At 38.5% G+C, this 23060-nt stretch carries 25 protein-coding genes and 1 tRNA gene; 15 read left to right on the top strand and 11 right to left on the bottom strand.

The genetic code is table 11. The features are described from left to right. Window positions 1-7: 7 nt before the first annotated feature. The 3 genes from H3T84_RS00990 to H3T84_RS00980 all read right to left on the bottom strand — a co-directional run bounded on the left by H3T84_RS00990 (window position 8) and on the right by H3T84_RS00980 (window position 3132). Window positions 8-769 (bottom strand): phosphatidylserine decarboxylase, encoded by a 762-nt coding sequence (locus H3T84_RS00990; RefSeq protein ID WP_041878867.1) that lies wholly within the window; start codon window positions 767-769, stop codon window positions 8-10. A gap of 237 nt (window positions 770-1006) precedes the next feature. Next, the gene (ubiB, locus tag H3T84_RS00985) at window positions 1007-2536 is read right to left on the bottom strand and encodes a ubiquinone biosynthesis regulatory protein kinase UbiB (protein ID WP_198217216.1); all 1530 of its coding nucleotides are present in this window, start codon (window positions 2534-2536) and stop codon (window positions 1007-1009) included. An 86-nt stretch (window positions 2537-2622) separates the two neighbouring features. Continuing rightward, window positions 2623-3132: a HugZ family protein gene (locus H3T84_RS00980; RefSeq protein ID WP_037392667.1), complete on the bottom strand. Its 510-nt coding sequence runs from the start codon at window positions 3130-3132 to the stop codon at window positions 2623-2625. 322 nt (window positions 3133-3454) lie between these two features. Here H3T84_RS00980 and H3T84_RS00975 point away from each other — a divergent pair, with 322 nt between their 5' ends. Then, on the top strand, window positions 3455-4009 hold the full coding sequence (locus H3T84_RS00975) for a hypothetical protein (protein ID WP_084552083.1): 555 nt from the start codon (window positions 3455-3457) through the stop codon (window positions 4007-4009). Window positions 4010-4097: 88 nt separating this feature from the next. On the opposite strand, the gene obgE is transcribed toward H3T84_RS00975, so the two are convergent. The 3 genes from obgE to rplU all read right to left on the bottom strand — a co-directional run bounded on the left by obgE (window position 4098) and on the right by rplU (window position 6009). Then, entirely contained in the window at window positions 4098-5231 is a 1134-nt protein-coding gene (obgE, locus tag H3T84_RS00970) for a GTPase ObgE (RefSeq protein WP_198217208.1), read from the bottom strand. A 176-nt stretch (window positions 5232-5407) separates the two neighbouring features. After that, complete coding sequence (rpmA, locus tag H3T84_RS00965; RefSeq protein ID WP_025331257.1) at window positions 5408-5680, bottom strand: 50S ribosomal protein L27; 273 nt, start codon at window positions 5678-5680, stop codon at window positions 5408-5410. Between the two features lie 20 nt (window positions 5681-5700). Beyond that, window positions 5701-6009, bottom strand: coding sequence for a 50S ribosomal protein L21 (gene rplU, locus H3T84_RS00960; protein WP_025331258.1), 309 nt, complete (start codon window positions 6007-6009; stop codon window positions 5701-5703). Between the two features lie 580 nt (window positions 6010-6589). Between rplU and H3T84_RS00955 the strand changes: the two genes are divergently transcribed. The 10 genes from H3T84_RS00955 (at window position 6590) to H3T84_RS00910 (ending at window position 11731) form a co-directional block, all read left to right on the top strand. Continuing rightward, complete coding sequence (locus tag H3T84_RS00955; protein WP_198217206.1) at window positions 6590-7024, top strand: hypothetical protein; 435 nt, start codon at window positions 6590-6592, stop codon at window positions 7022-7024. A 353-nt stretch (window positions 7025-7377) separates the two neighbouring features. Further along, a complete protein-coding gene (locus H3T84_RS00950; RefSeq protein ID WP_198217204.1) occupies window positions 7378-7779 on the top strand; it encodes a hypothetical protein in 402 nt (133 codons plus the stop codon). A 408-nt stretch (window positions 7780-8187) separates the two neighbouring features. After that, entirely contained in the window at window positions 8188-8337 is a 150-nt protein-coding gene (locus tag H3T84_RS00945; RefSeq protein ID WP_198217202.1) for a hypothetical protein, read from the top strand. Then, a complete protein-coding gene (locus H3T84_RS12380) occupies window positions 8318-8407 on the top strand; it encodes a poly(ADP-ribose) glycohydrolase domain-containing protein (RefSeq protein ID WP_174833999.1) in 90 nt (29 codons plus the stop codon). Before H3T84_RS00945 ends, H3T84_RS12380 begins: the two co-directional genes overlap by 20 nt. Next, a complete protein-coding gene (locus H3T84_RS12375) occupies window positions 8404-8550 on the top strand; it encodes a poly(ADP-ribose) glycohydrolase domain-containing protein (protein ID WP_174833871.1) in 147 nt (48 codons plus the stop codon). Before H3T84_RS12380 ends, H3T84_RS12375 begins: the two co-directional genes overlap by 4 nt. A 394-nt stretch (window positions 8551-8944) precedes the next feature. Beyond that, window positions 8945-9418, top strand: a complete 474-nt coding sequence (locus H3T84_RS00930; protein ID WP_174833872.1) for a macro domain-containing protein — start codon at window positions 8945-8947, stop codon at window positions 9416-9418. Window positions 9419-9423: 5 nt separating this feature from the next. Then, entirely contained in the window at window positions 9424-9582 is a 159-nt protein-coding gene (locus H3T84_RS00925; protein WP_198217200.1) for a hypothetical protein, read from the top strand. 3 nt (window positions 9583-9585) lie between these two features. Then, window positions 9586-9828 (top strand): hypothetical protein, encoded by a 243-nt coding sequence (locus H3T84_RS12370; RefSeq protein ID WP_198217753.1) that lies wholly within the window; start codon window positions 9586-9588, stop codon window positions 9826-9828. A gap of 805 nt (window positions 9829-10633) precedes the next feature. Then, complete coding sequence (locus tag H3T84_RS00915; protein ID WP_198217198.1) at window positions 10634-11608, top strand: polyprenyl synthetase family protein; 975 nt, start codon at window positions 10634-10636, stop codon at window positions 11606-11608. 48 nt (window positions 11609-11656) lie between these two features. After that, window positions 11657-11731 (top strand) — tRNA-Arg (locus H3T84_RS00910). A gap of 33 nt (window positions 11732-11764) precedes the next feature. On the opposite strand, the gene H3T84_RS00905 is transcribed toward H3T84_RS00910, so the two are convergent. Both H3T84_RS00905 and H3T84_RS00900 read right to left on the bottom strand, forming a co-directional pair. After that, entirely contained in the window at window positions 11765-12820 is a 1056-nt protein-coding gene (locus tag H3T84_RS00905) for a nucleoid-associated protein (RefSeq protein WP_198217196.1), read from the bottom strand. Window positions 12821-12878: 58 nt separating this feature from the next. Continuing rightward, window positions 12879-14042: a sugar transporter gene (locus tag H3T84_RS00900; RefSeq protein ID WP_100116038.1), complete on the bottom strand. Its 1164-nt coding sequence runs from the start codon at window positions 14040-14042 to the stop codon at window positions 12879-12881. A gap of 554 nt (window positions 14043-14596) precedes the next feature. On the opposite strand from H3T84_RS00900, the gene H3T84_RS00895 reads away from it, so the two are divergent. Further along, the gene (locus H3T84_RS00895; protein WP_198217195.1) at window positions 14597-15373 is read left to right on the top strand and encodes a hypothetical protein; all 777 of its coding nucleotides are present in this window, start codon (window positions 14597-14599) and stop codon (window positions 15371-15373) included. Between the two features lie 168 nt (window positions 15374-15541). Here the strand turns inward: H3T84_RS00895 and H3T84_RS00890 are convergent, their stop codons facing one another. Continuing rightward, window positions 15542-16345, bottom strand: a complete 804-nt coding sequence (locus H3T84_RS00890) for a PoNe immunity protein domain-containing protein (protein WP_198217193.1) — start codon at window positions 16343-16345, stop codon at window positions 15542-15544. Window positions 16346-16974: 629 nt separating this feature from the next. Here H3T84_RS00890 and H3T84_RS00885 point away from each other — a divergent pair. After that, window positions 16975-17652: a biosynthetic peptidoglycan transglycosylase gene (locus tag H3T84_RS00885; protein ID WP_198217185.1), complete on the top strand. Its 678-nt coding sequence runs from the start codon at window positions 16975-16977 to the stop codon at window positions 17650-17652. Here H3T84_RS00885 and H3T84_RS00880 read toward each other — a convergent pair. Then, window positions 17602-18099, bottom strand: coding sequence for a hypothetical protein (locus tag H3T84_RS00880; protein ID WP_198217183.1), 498 nt, complete (start codon window positions 18097-18099; stop codon window positions 17602-17604). The genes H3T84_RS00885 and H3T84_RS00880 overlap by 51 nt on opposite strands. Window positions 18100-18582: 483 nt before the next feature. On the opposite strand from H3T84_RS00880, the gene H3T84_RS00875 reads away from it, so the two are divergent. Beyond that, window positions 18583-20292, top strand: coding sequence for a formate--tetrahydrofolate ligase (locus tag H3T84_RS00875; protein WP_198217175.1), 1710 nt, complete (start codon window positions 18583-18585; stop codon window positions 20290-20292). A 505-nt stretch (window positions 20293-20797) separates the two neighbouring features. On the opposite strand, the gene tal is transcribed toward H3T84_RS00875, so the two are convergent. Next, window positions 20798-21853 (bottom strand): transaldolase, encoded by a 1056-nt coding sequence (gene tal / locus H3T84_RS00870; RefSeq protein WP_198217173.1) that lies wholly within the window; start codon window positions 21851-21853, stop codon window positions 20798-20800. 206 nt (window positions 21854-22059) lie between these two features. Between tal and H3T84_RS00865 the strand changes: the two genes are divergently transcribed. After that, window positions 22060-23034, top strand: a complete 975-nt coding sequence (locus tag H3T84_RS00865; RefSeq protein WP_198217752.1) for a KpsF/GutQ family sugar-phosphate isomerase — start codon at window positions 22060-22062, stop codon at window positions 23032-23034. The last annotated feature ends 26 nt before the right edge of the window (window positions 23035-23060 follow it).

The raw sequence follows: 23060 nt of genomic DNA, 5'->3' as shown, positions 1-23060 counted from the left end.
ATAGCCTTTATTCCTGAGACAGTACATGCCGTGCGGCAGCTGCTGCCCGATTAGCAGCTTCTGTGACCAGATCTGCATGTTCTTCAGTATTACTTTGCGGTTCAGCACTGATGTCAGGAGCCTGCAATGGCAAAGTTGCCAGTACTGTACTGCTGGCACTGACCTTATCACCAATAGCCACCAGCGCAGTAGCATCTTCCGGCAAATAAACATCTACCCGCGAACCAAAGCGGATAAAACCATAGCGGTCACCGCGATGTAATAAATCATGCGCATTTACGTAGCACAGAATACGCCGTGCTACCAGACCTGCAACCTGTACAAATGTTACCGGCCGGCCGGTTTTGGTTACCGCAAGAACTGCATTACGTTCATTTTGTGCACTGGCTTTATCCAGTGCAGCGTTCAGAAAGCTGCCTTTAAAATAATCTACACGCTCCACTTTGCCATCAATAGGGCTGCGGTTAGAATGCACATTGAATACATTCATAAATACACTGATTTTAAGAGCATTCACACCACGGTACGGATCGGTAGTTTTTTCCACAACCACAATACGTCCGTCTGCCGGACTCAGCACATCTTCGGGATTTGCAGGAATATCACGGGCAGGATCACGAAAAAACTGCACCACAAATGCTGTCAGCACCCATAAAGGCAGCGACCACCATCCGCACCAGAAAAAAGTTAATATGCTCAGCACCAGACTGCCAATAATAAACGGCCAGCCTTCCTTAGCAATCAAAGGATAAGGATACACACGCGACACAAGGCTACTCCTTTACAGATGAGATACTGCGGATGAACCGCGAGCTAAAACAATGACAAAATTATAACCCGAAATCCGTACCTTAAAGCACCGCATATAACTATAAGCAGATTTCAGCATAAGAACAATATAAAAACAGTACAATTATTAACCAAAGACCAGCTAAACCATAACGGCTACCATCTCAGCATCGCAAGCTGATATCCGATAACTTCACATTGAAAACACAGTAAAATTTTATTTAAAGAGAAAAACTGCCAGCATCACCAGAGCAATTACTGCCAGCCAGAAATTCTGCTGCCGCTGTGTACGCAGCAAATGAATATAGGCATCACGCCATTCAAGCTGACGCTTTTCATCTACAAGGGCATTAAGCTTACGCGGCAGTGCAGGCAGCATTTGCGCCCAGTCCGGTGCTTCCTGCTTTAGCGTTTTCCATAGCGCTTTCAGACCAATCTGGTTATGCATCCAGCGGGTGAGAAACGGTTTGGCAGTTGCCCATAAATCCAGCTGAGGATCCAGCTGTCTTCCCAACCCCTCTATATTAAGTAATGTTTTTTGCAGCAGCACCAGCTGCGGCTGAATTTCCACATTAAAACGACGACTGGTTTCAAACAACCGCATCAGCACCATTCCAAAAGAAATTTCTGCCAGCGGTTTATTGAAAATCGGTTCACATACAGCACGCACTGCTGCTTCCAGCTCCTCCACCCGCGTATCTGCCGGTACCCAGCCGGATTCCACATGCGCAGTAGCCACCCGATGATAATCACGATTGAAAAACGCCAGAAAATTAATTGCCAGATAGCGCTTATCATAATCTGTTAACGTGCCGACAATACCAAAATCCAGTGCAATATACCTGCCGTCATCTGCGACCATAATATTGCCCGGATGCATATCCGCATGGAAAAAACCGTTGTCAAATACCTGAGTAAAGAATATTTCTACCCCATAGCGTGCCAGCTGGTGCAAATCTATATTCTTTTCACGCAACTTATCGGTATTGGCAACTGGAGTACCGTCCATCCATTCAATTGTCAGCACCCGACGCGCACAATAATTATAGTAAACAGCCGGAATAATCAGCATAGTGCTTTTACTGAACTGCCGCCCGAGCAGGCTGGCATTAGCGGCTTCCCGCATCAGATCAAGCTCATCATGCAGATAATTCTTAAACTCTGCGACTACTTCGCGTGGTTTTAAGCGTTTACCATCTGCAAACAGCCATTCTACCCAGCGCGCTCCTACAGCCATCAGAGCTAAATCCTGATCAATTACCGGCGCGATGTCAGGACGGAGAACTTTCACTGCAACCTTTTGACCGATACCACCGGTCTCATTGAATAAATAGGCTTCATGAACCTGAGCGATAGACGCACTGGCTACCGGCTGTGGATTAAAGCGGGCGTAAATTTCCGCCAGCGGCCTGCCCAGCTCAGTTTCAATCACCCGGATTGCCACATCACTGGCAAACGGCGGTACCCTGTCCTGCAGTAAGGCCAGCTCACGCGCGTAATCAGCAGGGATTATATCCGGCCGGGTGGATAATACCTGACCAAATTTAACAAAAATCGGACCCAGACTTTCCAAAGCCAGACGCAACCGTACCGCTGCATCCAGCTGCCGGTATTTGCGTCCGCGCGGCAGTAAACGTATCAGCCTTTGCAGCCATGACGGATGTGCATGCTGCTGAACCAGATCCAGCAGACCATATACATATACCGTATGGATAATTACCCAAATTCGTTTAGGCCAACACCACATGCACGCAGCTCCGGTTTGTCCGAATAAAACAACTATTGTACGGGATTTTAACCACCTTTACCGAGCAATCGCTGCGCACAGCGGTATCACACTGTTTTAGCATTCTTTTCAGTAAGCTGTATTGCTCCATCAACCTTACCCGGCATAAAGACATAAGCGCGGCCGAAGCCAGTTACAAGGCGAGCTTTTTCCAGTTGCAGACGAAACAGCATGAAATCCGGCAATTCAGACAGCACATCTACTGTATTGCCCAGTTTTGTTTTCATTGCCTGTAAAGCGGCAATGCCATCAGCTGTGTTTTTTTCAATTACCGTAACCGATACCGTATAATTCAACCGGGCACGGGCAAAAATATTGCGTGCCGAAGTTTCATCTTCAATCAGCATCACACTGGCCTGCTCCTGTTGCTGCAAATTCTGTGTATGTGGAGCCAGACCGGATAATAAGATATACAGACAACCATCATATTCAGCAAAAGGCGCATAGCTTGCCTGAGGGGTACCATCCTGTGCTACCGTAGCCAGAACTAGAGAATTTAATTGCTGTAAACGTGTTACAGCAGCCTGAAGCTCAGCGACATTCTGTTGCTCACTCATACACTCATTCCTGTATCAGATTAACAATAACCAAAATTAATGATAATAATTTCCATCTGAAAATTCAAATTCCATTTGACCGTCATACCATTATTTATCATCGGCGAGGCATCATTATCAAACATACCGGGCACGGAAAAAAAGATGAACACAAATAAATCATCAAATCAGAATGCCATTAAAATCAATAAAATCGGTAATTATTTACCCGTATCAGAGTATTAATAACAATATAATAAGCTTTCACAGGCCAAAAATTAGGTAAAATTACCTTTCAGACATTATTCAGACTGAATTTAATCAATCAGCAGTGGTTAGTTACATGAGTACTCAGCATAATCCGGCAGCCAGTCAGCCTCAGAAGCGTTCCGGTCAGTTTAAACAGCGACTGCTTAAACTGATTTTATTTTGCGGCTTCTTTATTTTATTTATTTTCCTGCTTGCCGGTCAGGACAGCAGAACTGCGGCCAATCACAAACCATGGCACCGCGATCTGACTATTGCAGCCTTTGAACCGGACGGCTCCTTTCTTGCCCTGCCCTATTCTTACGTTCAACAGTACACACTGGCCAATACCACTTTTCTGGCTAAAAAGCCTGACGGCAGCAAACAGAAAAATGATAACGATACCTTTAGTTATAAAGTTATTGAACAAAACGCACAACAACAGCTGATACGAACCAGCCTGCGTACATCACGCAGCATTACCATTGCCACCTATCAGGCTACCGCCGGCACAGTCACACCGATAAAATCAACGGTATATACAATAGATCAGATATCAATGGCTGCCGTTCTGGCATTAGTCAGCGTCTTGCTCCTGCAATTGATATATCGTTTTATCCGCCGCCGTTCTTTCAGAAATAAGACAAACTAATTTTTCAGTACCATCAATTTTCTGATTCATTCCAATACAAAAAAGCCACCTGTAACAGGTGGCTGTATCTGTTATCCGGATAGCAGAATTATTCCGGCTGTATCAACCCGTTTGTAGTCGGCACTTCCGCCACAACAGGTTGTTCAGCCTGCTGTTTTGCCAGTAATTCATGCTTCACATCCAAATAACGCTGTATGGTCTGCACCAGCTCCTGCGTACCCTCACGTGCCAGTGCACTGATTTGAAATACCCGCGGGGTTGTCAGATCAAATTCAAACTGATCATCCGGCTGCGGGTAATCCCAGCCAATATCTGCCAGAAACTGAGCCACACGTTCGACACGCTCATCATCAGCCAGCATATCAATTTTATTCAACACCAGCCAACGCGGTTTATCATGCAAAGCCTCATCATAACGGCGTAACTCTTCAATAATCGCCAGCGCCTCTGCTGCCGGTTCCACACCTTCATCGAAAGGAGCCAGATCCACCACATGCAGCAGCAAACCGGTACGCGACAAATGTTTCAGAAACCGGTGCCCCAAACCGGCACCTTCAGCAGCTCCTTCAATCAAACCGGGGATATCAGCCATAACAAAACTGTGATTGTCATCACTGCGTACTACCCCCAGATTAGGATGCAGCGTTGTAAACGGATAATCAGCCACTTTTGGCCGTGCAGCCGAAACTGCACTAATCAGCGTAGATTTCCCTGCATTCGGCATACCGAGCAAACCCACATCCGCCAGTACTTTCAGCTCCAGCAACAAGCTGCGCGCTTCACCTTCTTCACCGGGTGTGGCCTGCTTAGGAGCGCGGTTTACTGATGATTTAAAATGAATATTACCTAAGCCGCCCTTACCGCCTTTAGCCAGACATACTCTCTGACCATGATGAGTTAAATCCGCCACAACCTGTTCCGTATCAACATCACGAATCAGCGTACCTACCGGCATTCTCAACTCAATATCATCAGCCCCGCGACCATAACGGTCTGAACCATGACCTTTTTCACCGTTTTTGGCCTGATAGCGTTTAACAAAACGATATTCCACCAGAGTATTAATATTTTCATCGGCTACAGCCCAAACACTGCCGCCTCTGCCGCCATCACCGCCATCGGGGCCGCCCTTAGGCACAAATTTTTCGCGGCGGAAGCTGGCCGCACCATTGCCGCCGCGGCCGGCAACTACCTCGATTTTTGCTTCATCAATAAACTTCATATCATTCTCAGTTTGCAATATTTATGCCGGGCAACCAGTCTCAGTAATACCCTTGTGAACACCTCATAGCATGATTATAGCCAAAGTACAGAATATCTGTGCTGCCTCTTCACACCAGCTGACCTGATAACAAAAAAGCCCTGCCAGACAAGGCAGGGCTTAACATCAGTAAAAACTTACTCGTCTGCGCCGGTATACGGACGCACACTTACGGTTTTACGGTTCAGCGCGCCCTTAACGGCAAATTCCACATAACCATCCACTTTAGCGAACAGAGTGTGGTCTTTACCCATACCTACATTTTCACCTGCGTGAAAACGGGTACCGCGCTGACGAACAATAATTGAACCAGCCGGAATCAGCTCATTACCAAAGGCTTTAACGCCCAGGCGTTTGGCTTCTGAATCACGACCGTTGCGGGAGCTACCGCCTGCTTTTTTGTGTGCCATTCTGTTATTCCTTCACTCAATTAGGCAATCGCCACGATTTCAATCTGGGTAAAATTCTGGCGGTGACCCTGACGTTTCTGATAGTGTTTACGACGACGCATTTTGAAAATACGTACTTTATCGTGACGGCCATGTGCAACCACTTTAGCGGTTACTTTAGCGCCCTCAATAAAAGGCGTGCCCACTTTCACCGCTTCACCGTCAGCAATCATCAAAACTTCATTCAGTTCGATCTGGCTGTCGAGTTCTGCTGGTATCTGTTCTACTTTTAATTTTTCGCCAACGGCAACTTTATATTGTTTACCGCCGGTTTTTACGACCGCGTACATACTCAACTCCAATAGGAATTCAATTAAAAAACAAAAATTAAATTTCCGCAAAAAACGGAATTCGCGATTATATCAACGCATGATTTTACTGTCAAAACAATAATAAATATCTCATGATATATATAGCTCAGGCTAGTTAAGTCAATTAAAAATTAAGTCCTACCGAAAGCTATTTATAGTGTTGTCGGGTATGTGCGGAACTGACTAAATTTGCAGACAGGCTGTTATCAAGGCAAACTCACTCAAATTATTTATTTCCACATAAATATTATCTATTACCATAATAAATATGCTGTTATTACTTTGCATCATCTGTTAACCCATAGTGCAGGATTAAAATACCGTTTTTGACAACTCTATGGTGAAGGTATTTATAATACATTACAGATTTCAGATGGCTTTGATCAATTAGCAATTGATTTACTTTCCTCGTGTGGGTTATTACGATCCGAATACTGGCCTGTTTACAGCGACCAGCCAAACAGATAATACACCAACTATATCAACTCATTTCCTGAAACTTGGGAAAACCTGGCAAAACTTCCTTGTTTTTCAGTGCCTAATTAGTGAGAGAAATTAAATGCCAAATAAAAAGAGTCATATTATTCAGTTAATAAAAAAGGGGTATAGACTGCCACATGATATTGAAGTGGTAGCTTATGAAATATATTATTCATCAGAATACAATAAGTTAATATGTAAAAATATAGTTAACGATTTTATCAATAGTGTGGTTACCTCCAAGTACAGTAATATTATTGAAATTACTTATAACTATATGATTAGATTAATTTACTCTGATGGAAATTTACTCTATGAAGAATTTTTAAAAGTCCTCCATTTATTTGACTCAATAAATATTTACTTTTATTTGGGAATGAATGAATCTCTTGATGTCATAGAAAAATCTGATGTGGCTATGATGTTTTTCTTAAAAAAATATGCAAAATGGAGAGGGGACATTATATCAAGTCATATTGAAAATAAACCATGGTGGCAGCGGGCTATTAATTAAAAGACATCTAAATAAAGCCAGAGAGATCTCTTCCGATTATTTTTTATCTGCTAATTAATAGGGAAGAGAATGGAAAATGGAATGAAATTCCCTAAGGCACAGTGAATGAAAAATAAGAAATAGTGAATGAAAAACATAAAATATTATCTAATTGACATATTTAATGAATACAAAAGTAAATATCCAGAGTTGAAAATTTGGTTAAGCGATAATGCTGTCAGCCAATCATGGGGAATGGGAGTATTGCCAGCTTACTCTTTAGAACCATATAACTGTGAGTTATTGGGGTATAAACCTGGAAGGATGCTTAAAAAAAGGACTGCTCTCCAGCAAAGCATAGACATAGATATTTTATGGATATTAATAATAATATTATCGGAGAGATACGCTACACTAAATTCTCAAATTTCAAAAAAGAATGGCTTGTATACAGGAATTTTTACTTTAGACAAGACAATGAGATAATTGGATTAATATTTGGAGCTACTCTTGAAAGTAAAGATGATGCCAATCTAAATCATGTGATTTTAGTGAAATTAGATGGCACTATAATAACTGATTCTTATTTTTACTCAGATGATAATAGGTTTTCAGCAAGGAGATATTTTTACAAAGATAATGTTATCACGAACATAGAAGAACGTCTGTGGTTGGGTGCATATATTGAACACTATTATAATATAGAAACTGAACCAACGCTAAAAATCACTGAAAATACGCCGAAAGGTCTTATTCAGATATATCCAAGTAATTAATTTTATCTAAAAAAACCAGAAGATCACCTTTTGCTCCTTCCGGCTATTTTTTATCTGCTATCTTTGCACATAACCTGCTTACACGCCGAAAGTCTTTTATTTGCAGAAAAATAGTTTTCAAATATTCAATCTAATCCGGAACAATGAATTATTGATAATACATACTACCCTGCTCTGTACCTTTTGAAAAAACAAAACCGAATTATCGAATTAAATGAAAATATAATTCTTTTTTAGCGAAAAATAATCCTGATGATGAGCTTATTTTCTTTTATAAGTATTTAACTGAATCGTAAAAGCTAAGTGAAACAGGAAGTTTCGACTCAAGTAAGACAATGAATTATTGGGTGCTTTTCATTGTCGTCAATTATTAAAAAAATGCATCTTCTACTATGAAAAATGACTATAATGAATAAAACACCAAAAGGCGAAGTTATATCCGATATAGATATAGCAAAAGTAATAAAATATGACAATTATAGTTGGCATATAAACGATTCTTTTCCTCCAGATTTATCTAAAGAAGCAGCATTAACTCATATGGGATGGAGGAGGTAGCTTTGTATCGGGCGCTCAAGCGCAAGAAGAAAGCTTGGCCAGGGCATCGTCACTGTACTCTGCGAAATGAAATTCTATCATGAAATATATGAATATAATAAAAATAGAGACACTTTTCTTTATTCTGACCGTATGATTTATAGTCCTGCCGTATGTTTTTTAAGGATGATATTGATACCCTATTATCAAAACCTTAATGTATGGATATATTGACAAGTCTCGCCGTGAATATCGTGCAATGATTCAATATAATAGATCGGACAAATTGTCTAAAATAAAGAATATGATGCTGAATAGAATAGATAAATATTAGCCGTATTTTAATAAATGGTGTGTAGAACTTGATTCTGGGAGCATGGGGATGTGGCGTTTTCTGTAACAATCTGAACGATATTGCCAACTATTTTGCTCATTTCCTGATTAATGAAGGGAAATATAGTAAATGCTTTGACAATATTATCTTTGCCGTATATAGTACAGAAAAAAAACGGGAAATATCTCATACTTTGAAACTATATTCAGATAAATGTAGTTTATCATGCGCATTTCGAAGAGTATTTTATTTCAAAAAAAAGATAATAAAATATATACAAGTTAATTGAAATAAATGAAAGAAATAAATTACCTGAAGGGTGATGCTACTTCGCCACAGGCAAAAGGCATAAAAATTATAGCTCACATTTGTAACGATCTTGGAGGTTGGGGCAAAGGCTTTGTCATAGCAATATCAAAGCGTTGGGCAGAGCCTGAAAAAGCGTATAGAGAATGGCATCGCAATAGAGCCAAAAATGATTTTAAGTTAGGAAGTATTCAAATAATACAAGTAGAAACTTATATATATGTTGCCAACATGATAGGACAACGAGGAACAAAAGTTGGAAGTAAAGGCGTCCCGGTTCGCTATGAAGCTATTAAATCATGTTTGGAAAAATTGGCGGTAGAAGCTGAAATCCTGAATGCTAGTGTGCATATGCCTCGTATTGGTTGCGGACTTGCAGGAGGAAAATGGGAAAAGATAGAACCTCTCATAATAAAAATATTATCGGAAAATGATATACAAGTGTATATTTATGATTTTTAATAGATATGACCGTAAAAGAATTTGAAATGAGAGCTATGTATCAGGGTGGGTATGATCGTGAAATTGATAAAATGTTCATAGGCTGGGTTATTGATAAAGGATTTGAAAGTGAGCTTTTAAAAGAAGATTATAGTAATGCTCTTTATAAATTTAGAGAAAGATAAAAAATAACTGACAAACTGAAACGGTCATTATCCAATGGTTACCACTACGATTATGATGGTTTTGGTCGACTGATTAAACGGCAACGACCAGCTGAAAATATCACGCAGTGGTTCAGTTATAACCATGAACATCAACTTATAGAAGCGAGGGTTGAGAGTTTACAACATCGTTCAATCACCCCAAATCCAAGTCATGCTGCTGATGTTCATATTCTAATAAAGCCAACTAGATCTCCTTATGACTGATGAAATTAAGATGAGCTTACTTTCTTCTATTTTTAACTAAATCGTAAAAGCTAAGCGAAACAGGGAGTTTCTCTGTTGAAGAAGTGGATGCACTGGGTAATCACGCTTACCAGCTGCCAATCGCCTTATCTGAATTAGAACGTGTGTTAGCCATAGTAACGAAAAACTAAAGAAGCGTTTGAAGCAGGTTTAGCCGCCATTAAAAATTCGCTTGAAAATGGTAAGACATTACCCAAGGTACGGTGAACTAAAAATATAAAATATTATCTAATTGACATATTTAATGAATATAAAAGCAAATATCCAGAGTTGAAAATTTGGTTAAGCGATATAATAACCGCAAGTTTATTAGGGTCAATAATAGGTAAAGTGATAATGGTGTGCTTGTTGTTTAACATTTTAACTTGAATTGAATAATTAACTTACCGTTCTAAACAGTAATAACCTGACCGGAAAAGAAGCCTAACTTTTCCACCTAATACCAATATGATGCTCTGAGTCGACGAATTAATAAGACGACGGAGCATTACGATAAATATAGTCAGCGGTATACCACAACAGGCTGCCGGACATACTGCCACTTCTGACGAACGCACCGCTTTGAGCTTGAAATTTATGCTCCGGCCTGTGTATACATCAGCATAATTTATCTAACCGATTCACAATTACATCTTTATTAACCCAAGCTAACTTTTCTCATTTCCTAAATGAATTTCAAGTATAATAATACACAAAAGTGTCCGGCAGTTTCGGGGACACATGGCTAAAACACATCATCATTACCAGTTGCAGAAACACTAAACACATGCTTGAGAACCTGCCTTATTTCCAGAAACACCTGCCTGAAGACTTAAACCGTGTTAATGCGGTAATCAACCGTGCTGTTGAATCCGAAGTTGTCCTGATTTCACAAATAGGCCAGTATATTATCAGTGCCGGCGGTAAACGCCTGCGCCCGATAATTACCATCCTTGCCGGCAAAGCTCTGGGCTATACAGAAGACCCTCTTTTTTCACTGGCCGCCATGGTGGAATTTATCCATACCTCTACATTGCTGCACGACGATGTAGTGGATGAAAGCGACCTGCGCCGCGGCCGGAAAACTGCGAACAATCTGTTTGGCAATGCCGCTGCTGTATTGGTGGGCGATTTTCTCTACACACGAGCCTTCCAGCTGATGGTTGGCTCCGGCAGCCTCCGTATTCTCAAAGTGATGGCAGAAGCCACCAATATCATTGCTGAAGGTGAAGTCATGCAGCTGATGAATATTGGTAATATTGATGTCACTGAAGAACAGTATTTACAGGTAATCGAATACAAAACCGCCAAACTCTTTCAGGCAGCGGCACAAGTAGGTGCCATACTTGCCAAGGCTACAGAACAACAGGAACTGGCTTTAAAATATTACGGTACATATCTGGGCTCAGCTTTCCAGATTATCGATGATGTACTGGATTATGCCGGTGATGTAGAAACCATTGGTAAAAATGTCGGCGACGATCTGGCTGAGGGCAAACCTACCCTGCCGCTAATTTACCTGCTTAATCAGGGCAGTGCTGCGGCCAAAGCCGATGTACGCCATGCTTTGGAACACGCCGACCGCAGCTATTTCAACAAAATTCACGATCACGTAATCAACTCTGATGCACTGGCTTATTGCACTATGCAGGCAAAAAAAGCCGTAGATGCCGCAATTAACTGCCTGAATGAGTTACCGGTTAATGAAACCACCCAGGCTATGCGAGATTTAGCCTTGGCATCTTTAGCCCGAATCTCTTAAAATAGCGGGCTATGGCAGATTTCAGCCATAGCCCTGTTTTTAAAAAGTCTCGCCGTAGTTCAACGGATAGAACACATGCCTCCTAAGCGTGCGATACAGGTTCGATTCCTGTCGGCGGGACCACTTATCAGACTTAACCGCGCAAGCTTTTAATCATCAATTTTCTTCCTGATAATAAATCTTATAAAACTTACGCCCGTCTTCATCCCGTCCTTTTTCAATCATATCTTTACCACCGTGGATATAGATATGAAAATTTTTATCCAGCTTCACCACGCTTTTAAAATACTTCTCCTGCTTTTTTACCGCTTTGGGAGAAATAGCAAAGCTTTTAACCGGTTCTAATTGATTTTCCTGCGCATAATTCTGGCTGAAATCCTGATATTGCTGAATCAGATCATCATTCGCAAAAACCCGCTGCTCAAACTCCTGCAAATCAAACTGCTCATTATTTTTAAAGTAATCAACAGACCTGTTCAGCAAACCGATTTTTTCTGATTTACTCTCCTCATCATCAGCGTCCATGGTCTGAGCAATAAATTGCTTGGCTGTTTCCATAATCTGAGTAGTCTGATGATATTCATTATTAACAGGTCTGATACTTAAAAAATCCTCAGTCCAGTATTTGGCCTCTGCATGTTTGTTGGTATTATCCACAACAGCAACCAGATAGCCCTGCTCTGAATGCAGATTAAAAATCAGACAGCCTTTATCCAGCTTCTGAATGCTTAATCCTTCAATATCAGCTAAATCATAACCATTCTGCCGGTCTTCAACTTTCAGAATTTTCTGCTTGTTTTCTGATTTAAAGATGCCAATACAATCCACTACTTCATCATCTACCTTACAGTCGGCAAGATAAAATACGCCCAATTCTCCAGGCTTAATTTGCGGATGATTACTTTTATCATACAGATAACGCCCCATGTTTTTAGACTGATTAATAAAATCATCAATATCTGTATGCTCAAACATGGCTTTGATAATGGTATAAACCGGATTGAGCTCTAAATCAGGAAAAAAATGAAACTGATACAACTCATCAAATTTAAAATTGGAAGTAATTAATTTATTAAGTGTTTCTTCCACATTTTCATAATTACTTAATTTATCACACAGCCGCACACCATCCGCAGTACTTTTGTTGCCAACACTGTGTATGATCAATCTACTAATCTTTCCAAGAACAAATTTCGGCATAGATTCAAACATTCTTATAATCAATAAACAAAATTAATAAGCGCTGGTTATACCTGCGCTTATTTGCTTTTTACCAAGCTTTTCTGGATAACAAGAAAAAAAGTATTAACGCAAGGAGAACAAAAATAGCACCAACCAACCCAATATAATGAGTTGACAGTTTCACTAATACCTGGCTGCCGACAAAGGCACCTCCACCAATACCTATATTATAAATGCCTGAATAAACAGACGTGGCAATGTCAGTCGCATCAGGCGCTGCATCGATCACTTTACTTTGCATTACCATACCAATAATGGTAATGGCTAATCCCCATATCACCCCTTGTATCATCGCGGTGTAGAGACTAAATGAGCTAAAATAGAGTGATAATAAGCACGCCATCAATAATATCACGGGGACAACTAATATCGCTGTTGGATATTTACTTGCGTATCGAGTAAAAATAACACTACCAATCATGCCCGAAAATCCAATAACCAATAAAAGATGGACAACAATTTCCTGACTGAATCCGCCCACTTTCATCATAAATGGTGTGATGTAAGTATAGGCAGTAAAATGTCCTGTGATAATAATAGCTGTTAATAAGTAAATATTGAGTAAGGCCGGGCGTTTTAACACTTTTGGTAGATTTTTGATTGAAATGGTATTAATACTGGGGACTTTAGGAAGTAAGTAAATCAATAAAACTAAAATACCAAAGGCAATGCCACCAATACATAAAAACGTCACACGCCAACCGACTAATTCCCCTATTTTGGTACCAATAGGAATACCGAGCACCGTTGCCATTGATGTGCCAACTACAATAAAACTCATTGCTTTGGCTTTTTTGCCATTCGGTGCCAATTGAACAGCCAAAGGCGTGGTAATAGCCCAAAATACAGCATGTGCACAAGCGATACCAATACGAGCTGTCATTAAGCTATAAAAATTCCAGGCAAAGCCAGCTAATATATGACTGCCAATAAATAAACAAAACAGCAAAATAAGGAGTTTGCGACGCTCCATTTTGGATGTTAATACGGTTAAAGGTAAAGATAGTAATGATACTGCCCATGCATATATCGTTAATAATAACCCTGCATGAGCGACATCCATCGAAAAGCTTTCTGCAATATTAGGCAGTAAACCAACCGGTACAAATTCGGTAGTATTGAAAATAAATCCGGCAAAAGCTAAACAAAGAATCGACGACCATATCTGAGAGCGCTTTTTAGCATTGTTCATGATTTTACTTAACGACGGGATAAATTAATTGTTGGTAATTATAACTGGAGATTATCCATTAACAGCTCAATTGGTATGCTAGCATTAACGCCAGCAATAAACTTATCAATCAATTAAAATTCAGTAATTTATCCTTGTCACTTAGTAATACATAATTTTTAAAATTGTTTGAAACAAATTTTGTTGTCAAAAACTATTAAATCAATAAAAGAATTAATCAGATTAAATATTATTTTTTAACATTTCTTAATTTTTTTATAAGTTTTATAGATTAACCTTGATGTTATTCATTTTATGTAATTATAATACCGATGAGTTCACGAGCAATGATCACAGGGTCTCTTGCTGCTTCTGATAAATTCGATTTTGAGGTTAAGAAATCAAATCTTGAGCTATCTGAGATTGCATCAACCTAAATATTTAAATGACTTGAGAGATGATTTTGAAATGGACCTTGCGAATTCGCCACAAAAGAGAGATTGAAAAATATCTTAAGCTAAAAAATTGATAATATAGATTTTGGAAGTTCTTTTTTTAATTAATGAAAAACGACAATGAAATTTAAACTAATATTAATTACCTTGTGCATTATTTTTTTCGGAACTTCATCTGCTGAAAAATTAAATTTTGATATTGATCATAAAGTCATTAACAGTGCAAAATTTGATAATGGATTTGGTGCTCAAAACGACAGAAATTTCATTCAAAACGACAGAAATTTCATTGAACTTTATCAAGATAATAATCTTATTACCAAAATTCCAAGTTTTGATGAAGATGGAGGAAATCGTTTTGAGAAGATATTAACCCGCTACGATGGGAATAATATCATCAGGGTAATTACTTATTTCCCTGATAGAGGTCATTTTAGAATATATTACGATATAGGATTTAATAAAAATAGAAATTTATTTATGCTAAATAAAGTAAGTTTCGAAATACAAGAATGGTTATCTGAGACAGATGCTAGAACTATTTATTGTTACCATCAAATCAATCAAGAGGTAAATGAGTTAATGAACAGTGATGATTGGTTTCATAAAATACGACCTTCCGCTGATGGATGGGAAGATGGTACAGTAAAAGGGAATTGTATTGTGAGCAATAAAGTCGTTGAATACGAAAATGCTTATATTGTAGTTAAAAAATCCCATTTATTGAGTAAACCAGATATAAATCATCGTACAAAAATGTATTTAGTTAAAGGAGATATAGTTAATTTATTAAAACAGGATCATGATTTTTATTATGTGGAATATATTAATTCGAAAAATAAAGCCACAAAAAAATGGCTTCATTGTTCTGCTCTAGAGGCTTGTAATAAATATTAGTTACAATATAATTTTTATTTATTTAATTGATTTTAAATCACTGTTTTTATTAAATTGAAAATTTAGATACGATTTTTAAGATAGGGTTTATCTTGTAAAACAGACTATAGACTTTCTAGTTGGCTAATATAATCGGGTGGAAAGTCACATACCTGCCCCTTTGTGCTATTAAGATATCAATTGACTACGCGCATATGCAATCATATCTTTAGGATAATAAATAAAGCGGTGCAAAGTGCTATCGTCAATATTTTTTAGATATGCTACCGCTGCAGCTTCAAAACACCAGTAGCCAACAAAAGAACAACAATCTCGAGAATCGCCTTGTTGATTTAAATGACTATCTATGTATTCATATCCAGTTTCACGTAATCCATCGTACCAAAAGCGTAAATATTCGTCTAAAAATTTTAATGTGTCTTTCGGTTTTTCGGCATGAATGGCTTTATAAAGTGGATTACGAAAAGATAATTCACTCGGTGTTTCTTCTTCAGTAATAGGATAATCTGGAATTTTCATTGTAATTAGACTATCTATCGATTTTTCTCTATTTTCTTGATCATAATCGACGGCTTTTACTATGGTTTCAAACCAATCAATACGTTCATATAAAATACATAAACCTAATAAATTTGACAGAGTTTCAGTTTCAAAATATTCCGTTAATATAATTATCATCATTTTATCATCTGGATTGGCAATATTATATCTGTCTACATAATCATTTGAGTTCTTTATAAGTTTTATAATGTATTCCATTTTATTAAATAATTCATTACAACTCTTTCCTACGGTATAATCTAAACAAAATTGTTGATATTGCAGTTCTACCATAAACTCAGCATAACCATCTTTTTCTCTTTTCATATCGCTATCAACTCTACTAATTAGTTTGTTGAGCCTTTTTTGAAAATAATGGTAAAAATCTTCATCTAATAGTTTTTGACGACGTTGTTGTTCAAATTCTGACATAATTATTTCATCTCCAAGACTGATTTTTTGCTTGTTTGTGTCATTTTATTTTCAAGATTTCGATATTTTTAAAATAATATTTCGAATGGTTGATTTATCAAATTTAAAATTAAAAATAATTAACTTATTAATTAATTCTTCTACATTTTCATAATTACTTAACTCATCACACAATCTAACACCATCTGCAATACTTTGATTTCCCTTACCGTATATCATTAATTTATTAATAATACAAAGATAAATTTCAGTATAGATTCAAACATTCTGCTATAAAATTTCAGGATATTAATCTAGATGTATACTTATCGATAGATTTATTAATTAATATAAATTTTTTGGATACATTTTAATTAACAGTATATTTATGTATATTAACATATATTACTTTAACCAGTATACAATCTTTTAAAACAATATTTTATTTAACCAATCAAACACAATTATTCTAAGTTTATAAAATAAGTTCAATTTCTGCCAAATATACTGAGAAAATTTTATCCTATATATAATTTATATTCATAATAAATATAGAATAAAAAATGATTTTTAGTTTATAATGAATTCTCAACAAAATAAATTTTTAATGTATTTAATAAACCCAAATAAACCAATTCATTTCATTTACTATGAATTCAATTATCCGCCCTAAAAACACAAAATTCTTTAAGATTTTTAGATTAAAAAACTGGTTTAGAAAACAATTAATTAAAATTCATTCAGATTTATATTTAATTGAAGATAAAATATCTGAATTAAAGACTATAGACGAATTTAGCCACCCTCGGTCATATAAATTATTTGCTTGCGATACATTAGATACTTTGCATTATTATGTTATGGCACTAGAGGATCGAAGATTCTTACATCATTGTGGGGTTGATACCAAAGCTTTTATTAGAGAATTATGTCAATTTAGAAGAAAAAGATATGGTGCTAGTACTATAGATATGCAACTAGTAAGAACAATAACTAATTTTCGAGAAAGGACTATTAAAAGAAAATTATATGAATCTATCTTAGCATTCTTAATAAATATAAAATATAATAAACGCCAAATAATTGACTGTTATTTAAATACTGCTTTTTTCGGAAGTACAATTTATGGAATTGAAAGACTTCTAAAAATTATTAGAATTGATAATTTTGATATGCTAAATGATGAAAAAAAGGCTGAAATAGCATCAATGCTAAAATATCCAAGGCCTTTACATATAGATAAGAATAAAGATAAATTAGTTAAGTGGAAGATTAATTTACAACTTAGGATTCTTTATGCGCAAAAAACTAGGTTTTTGGTAAAATAAAGCAATAAATAACTCCCAAGTTGATGCTCTTTTATAGTTGTCTTTTGAAAAAGGTTCAGTGAAATTATAACTCAATAAATTCCATTTTTCATTTGATATTAAAATCAATTTTCTTGATAAATTTCTAATTTCATTATCAATTATTTTTAATATTTCTGAAATATAATCAAGTATTTCTTGATTTTTATTTTTTGAATTAATGTATTCATTGATAAATAAATGTACTTTAAAAAAGTCAGCATGTAACCCACAAGAGGTATAATATTCAGTTAAATTCATATTATAATCACACATCCCTTCTAATTCATAAATTGCGGTATTACTCAAACCAATATTGTATAAATCAATATTTATTATAGTTAATTCTTTATTCCATTTTTTTACCTCTTTACGATAATTATCTCTTAATTCTTTTTGTTTTTTCGACTCTTTATTGAACTCCGTCATATTATTACTATTAAGAAAAAATAAACTTTTAGATAGACTGTCTACTAATACTACTGCAGCATCCCTTCTAGCTATTGCAGATTCTGTAATTTTTTTACTAATGTCTAAAATCGATTGTGCATCTTTTTCAACTTTTTTTGTTTTATTAATGAAAATTGCTTTCTAGATTGATAGTAATCAGCTATAAATTGACCAATTATTCCTGCACAAAAAACTTGTATGATTATTTTAAAAATAAAAGCAAATGCAGAACCTAACATTAAATATCCTTATTTTATATTTATAAAAATTAGTCTTATTAATTTTAATAAACATATATTATACTAACAAGAATAATTGAATTTTTCATTAGTATTCAATCTATATATTTATTCAATCATTTAAATTGATACATATTTTTAAATAAAAGATTCAATTTTATTATTTTTTTTCAAATATATACTTATTCTTTTTTTGAAAACAAACTAGTTTATTGGAGTTTACATGTCTTTTAAGACCATTAACTTACTCCCCATCACCGAAATTGCCCGCAACAGCAGCATTCCCGAACAATACCTTATCCCTTACGGCCATGAAGTAGCCAAAGTAGATTTAAAGGTGATTCAGCCGGATAGCAAACAGGGCAAGCTGGTGCTGGTGTCGGCCATTACGCCGACACCGCTGGGAGAAGGTAAAACAGTAACCACCATTGGGCTGAGTCAGGGGCTGAATTTTATCGGCAAGAAAGCGATTGCCTGTATCCGCCAGCCCAGTCTGGGGCCGGTATTCGGGGTAAAAGGCGGGGCAGCCGGCGGCGGTAAAGCACAGGTTTTGCCGATGGAAAAGCTGAATCTGCATTTAACCGGTGATATTCACGCTATTACAGCGGCTCATGATCTCGCCTCTGCGGCTCTAGATGCACGCTTATACCATGAAGAACATCTGGGCGAGGAGTTTACGGCACAAACCAAGCTGCCGCGGCTGAATATTGATAAAAACCGGATTGTCTGGAAACGGGTAATCGACCACAACGACCGTGCATTGCGCCGGATTAAAGTAGGTGTGGGCGGTGGTGTTAATGGTGTGGAGCGTGAAGACGGGTTTGAGATTTCTGCTGCTTCCGAATTAATGGCGATTCTGGCTCTGGCGACGGATTTACAGGATATGCGCCAGCGTATCGGGCGGATTATTCTGGCTTATGATACTCAGGGCAATCCGGTTACGGCAGAAAAACTTCAGGTAGCCGGTGCGATGACAGTGTTACTGAAAGATGCGATTAATCCGAATCTGATGCAGACAGCAGAACAGACCCCAGTACTAATTCATGCAGGACCGTTTGCCAATATTGCCCATGGTAATTCTTCGGTGCTGGCGGATATGGTCGGTCTGCAAGTGGCGGATTATGTGGTAACAGAAGCTGGTTTCGGCTCTGATATGGGCATGGAGAAATTCTTTAATATTAAATATCGCCAGACAGGTGGGGCGCCTTCATGCGTTGTATTGGTAGCCACGGTACGCAGTCTGAAATCGAATAGCGGCCGGTTTAATATTAAGCCGGGTCAGCCATTACCGGCAGAAGTTACTCAGTGTAATGTTGAGCTGCTGGCTGAAGGCAGTGCTAATCTGGGCTGGCACATTCAGAATGCGAAAAGCTATGGCCTGCCTGTGATTGTGGCTATTAATCGCTTCCCGTACGACCATCAGGAAGAGTTGGATTTTGTACGCCAGTATGCGCTGGAACACGGTGCCTATGCATGTGAAATCAGTGATGCGTTTACTCAGGGTGGTGCGGGTACTCAGGCTCTGGCTCAGCATGTGGTCGCTGCCTGCAATCAAGAAAATTCGGTTACTCTGCCCTATGCTGACAATATGCCGCTGCCGGAAAAAATTCAGACCATGGTGAAGAAATACGGCGCGCGTCAGGCTAACCTGTCGGCACAGGCTTTGCAGAATATTGAAGAAATCAAGCAGCTTAAGCTTGATCATTTACCGTTATGCATGGTGAAAACACCATTATCTATCAGTGCAGACCCGAATCTGAAAAATGTTCCGACAGATTTTGATGTTGAAATTGCCCGTTTACAAGTATCGGCCGGTGCGGGCTTTATCCGTGTATATGCGGGTAATGTGATGACTATGCCAGGGCTGGGTACTCTGCCTGCTTATCAACAGATTGATATAGATGCTGAGGGCAATATTGTCGGTTTACATTAAAATTAAACAGAGTCGCCGGCCGGTTGCCGTCTGAGTGACAATTCATGCTTATGCCACAAGAGTTTTATGCTTTTGTGGCATTTTTATGTATATTAGTCTGAATTCAGCAGCCATGAACATCTGAGCCTTGGATAAAGATTATGGGTTATGGCCAAAAGCTGGCTGCAATACCGATTATAAGGTTAAGATTAATTCAGCGCGGCTTATATGGTATTGTTCTGATTATTATTTACGTTTAGATTATAAACTATAGATGTTATTATTAATTTTAAAGTTTAAAATCATTAAATATAAATTTAAAAGTTAATTAATTTATCTATACTTTAAAATATTAAGTGTGATTTATCATTTAAATTAATATTTTTTAAGTTTTATATTACAAATGTATTTTCAATGTGCTTTTTTTAATCTAAAATTATAAAAAGCTTACCGATTATTCTGATAAGTCTAACCGGTAAGCCACAATTCAGATTTCCGTATGTCTGTTGTGTTTTATTTATTCCGTTTAAGCCAGAGGTTGCAGTAATGCATCGAATGCATCCACAAACTGTTGTAAGCCTTCTTGCTGTAAGCGCACTGCGAGGGATTCAAGATTAATACCCAGCTTCTGAATTTCAATCAGTACGTTTTTAGCCTGCTGTACATCCTGTGTCAGTGTAGCATCGGCATGTCCATGATCGATAAAGGCATTAAGCGTGTTGGTGGGTACGGTATTAATGGTGTCAGCACCAATAATATTTTCTACATAGCAAACATCGGAATACGCCGGATTTTTAGTCCCCGTAGATGCCCAGAGCAAACGCAGTGGCGCTGCCTGCTGTGCAGCCAGATCGGTAAATTCACGGCTCAGGATAAATTCCTGCCATTCAGCATAAGCTGTTTTGGCCAGTGCAATGGAGGTTTTACCCTGCAAAGATTCCGGCAGAGTAATGTCCAGAGCGCTGTCAATGCGGGACAGGAAAAAGCTGGCGACTACCTGAATATGGTTAACCGGCAGATTTTGTGCCAGACGCTGGCGAATGCCGGCAGCGTGTGCCTGCCATGCTTTGCTAAGCTGGGTTTTAGAAAACAACAGGGTCAGGTTAACATTAATGCCCTGTGCAACCAGTGTGGTTAATGCCTGTATTCCGCTGTCTGTGGCTGGTACTTTTATCATGACATTGGGTCGGTTAAGAACTTCCCATAGTCGCTGGGCTTCGGTAATGGTAGCCTGAGCATCATCGGCCAGATCTGGTGCCACTTCAAGGCTGACAAATCCGGCTTTACCCTGACTGCGTTCATACAAGGGCAGACAGACATCACATGCAGCCTGTACATCGGCTACTGCCAGTTGTTCATAACGCTGTTTGGGGGACAGCGGCTGCTGTTTTAGCTGGTTAATATCATTCTGGTAAAGTGTATCGCTGGCAAAGGCTTTTTGAAAAATGGCCGGATTGGAAGTCACGCCACTGATACCCGCCTCAAGCATGTGTGCCAGTTCACCCGACTGAATCAGATTCCTGGAAAGATTATCCAGCCAGATTTGCTGTCCCAGTGTATTGACTTGTGCTAATACGGCCATATTATTTCCTTATGGTAAATATATGCAAGATATGTTTTGTTAAGGTTAATCAATCGATTAAACCGGTTATTCATGAGTTATAGATTACTCTAACGAGGATGGCGTAATTTGACAAGTTCCGAAGCAAACAAAATAACCGGTATCAGGTTATAATCAGGTTAAATTTATTGTGTCTTCGTTTGCTTGTTATTGCTGCTGATGGTGTTATGAATTTACAGGATAAATATTTAGACTGGGGCAAAGAAGTTTTTGCTATTGAAGAGCAGTCGATACGTGAAGTTGCCAATAGTTTGGATGAGCATTTTGCTGAGGCAGTAACGACTATTCTCGACTGCCGCGGACGGGTGATTATCACTGGTATGGGCAAAAGCGGCCATATCGGGCGTAAGATTGCCGCTTCAATGGCATCTACCGGCACACCGGCTTATTTTGTGCATCCGGCTGAAGCAGGACACGGCGATCTAGGTATGATTGTTGATGGCGATGTGCTGATAGCATTATCCAATTCCGGTGAAAGCGAAGAAATTCTGGCACTGATACCGGCCATCAAACGTAAGCATGTGCAGCTGATCTGCATAACCGGTAAAACCAGTTCAAGCATGGCGAAACATGCGGATATCCATTTATGCGCTCATGTATCACAGGAGGCCTGTCCGTTAGGGCTGGCTCCAACATCCAGCACGACGGCGGTAATGGTATTGGGTGATGCACTGACGGTGGCACTGCTGCGTGCGCGCCAGTTTACCCCTGAAGATTTTGCGCTGAGCCATCCTGCCGGCAGTCTGGGTAAACGTCTGTTGTTAACGGTAGCTGATGTTATGCATGGCGGCAAAGATATGCCTCTGGTACAGGAAAATACCCCTTTGCGTGAAGCCATTGTTACTATGAGTGAAAAAGGTCTGGGAATGCTGCTGGTAGTCAATACTGCCGGAGAGCTGTGCGGTTTATTTACAGACGGTGATTTACGCCGTTTATTTCAGGATAACCGGGAATTAAAAGAATGGCTAATGGTCGATGTAATGGGACGTGCACCTAAAACCATCACTGCCGACCGGCTGGCAACGGAAGCCCTGAAAATCATGCAGGCGAATAAGGTGAATGGGCTGGCTGTAATTGATGCAAATAACCATCCGGTTGGTGCGCTGAATATGCATGATTTATTACAGGCACGGATTGTTTAAATGCGCAAGAATGTTATGACTGAGGA

The sequence above is a fragment of the Snodgrassella sp. M0110 genome (assembly GCF_016101465.1).
GTDB classification, from domain to species: Bacteria; Pseudomonadota; Gammaproteobacteria; order Burkholderiales; family Neisseriaceae; genus Snodgrassella; species Snodgrassella alvi.
This window is presented reverse-complemented; position numbering and strand designations above follow the sequence as displayed.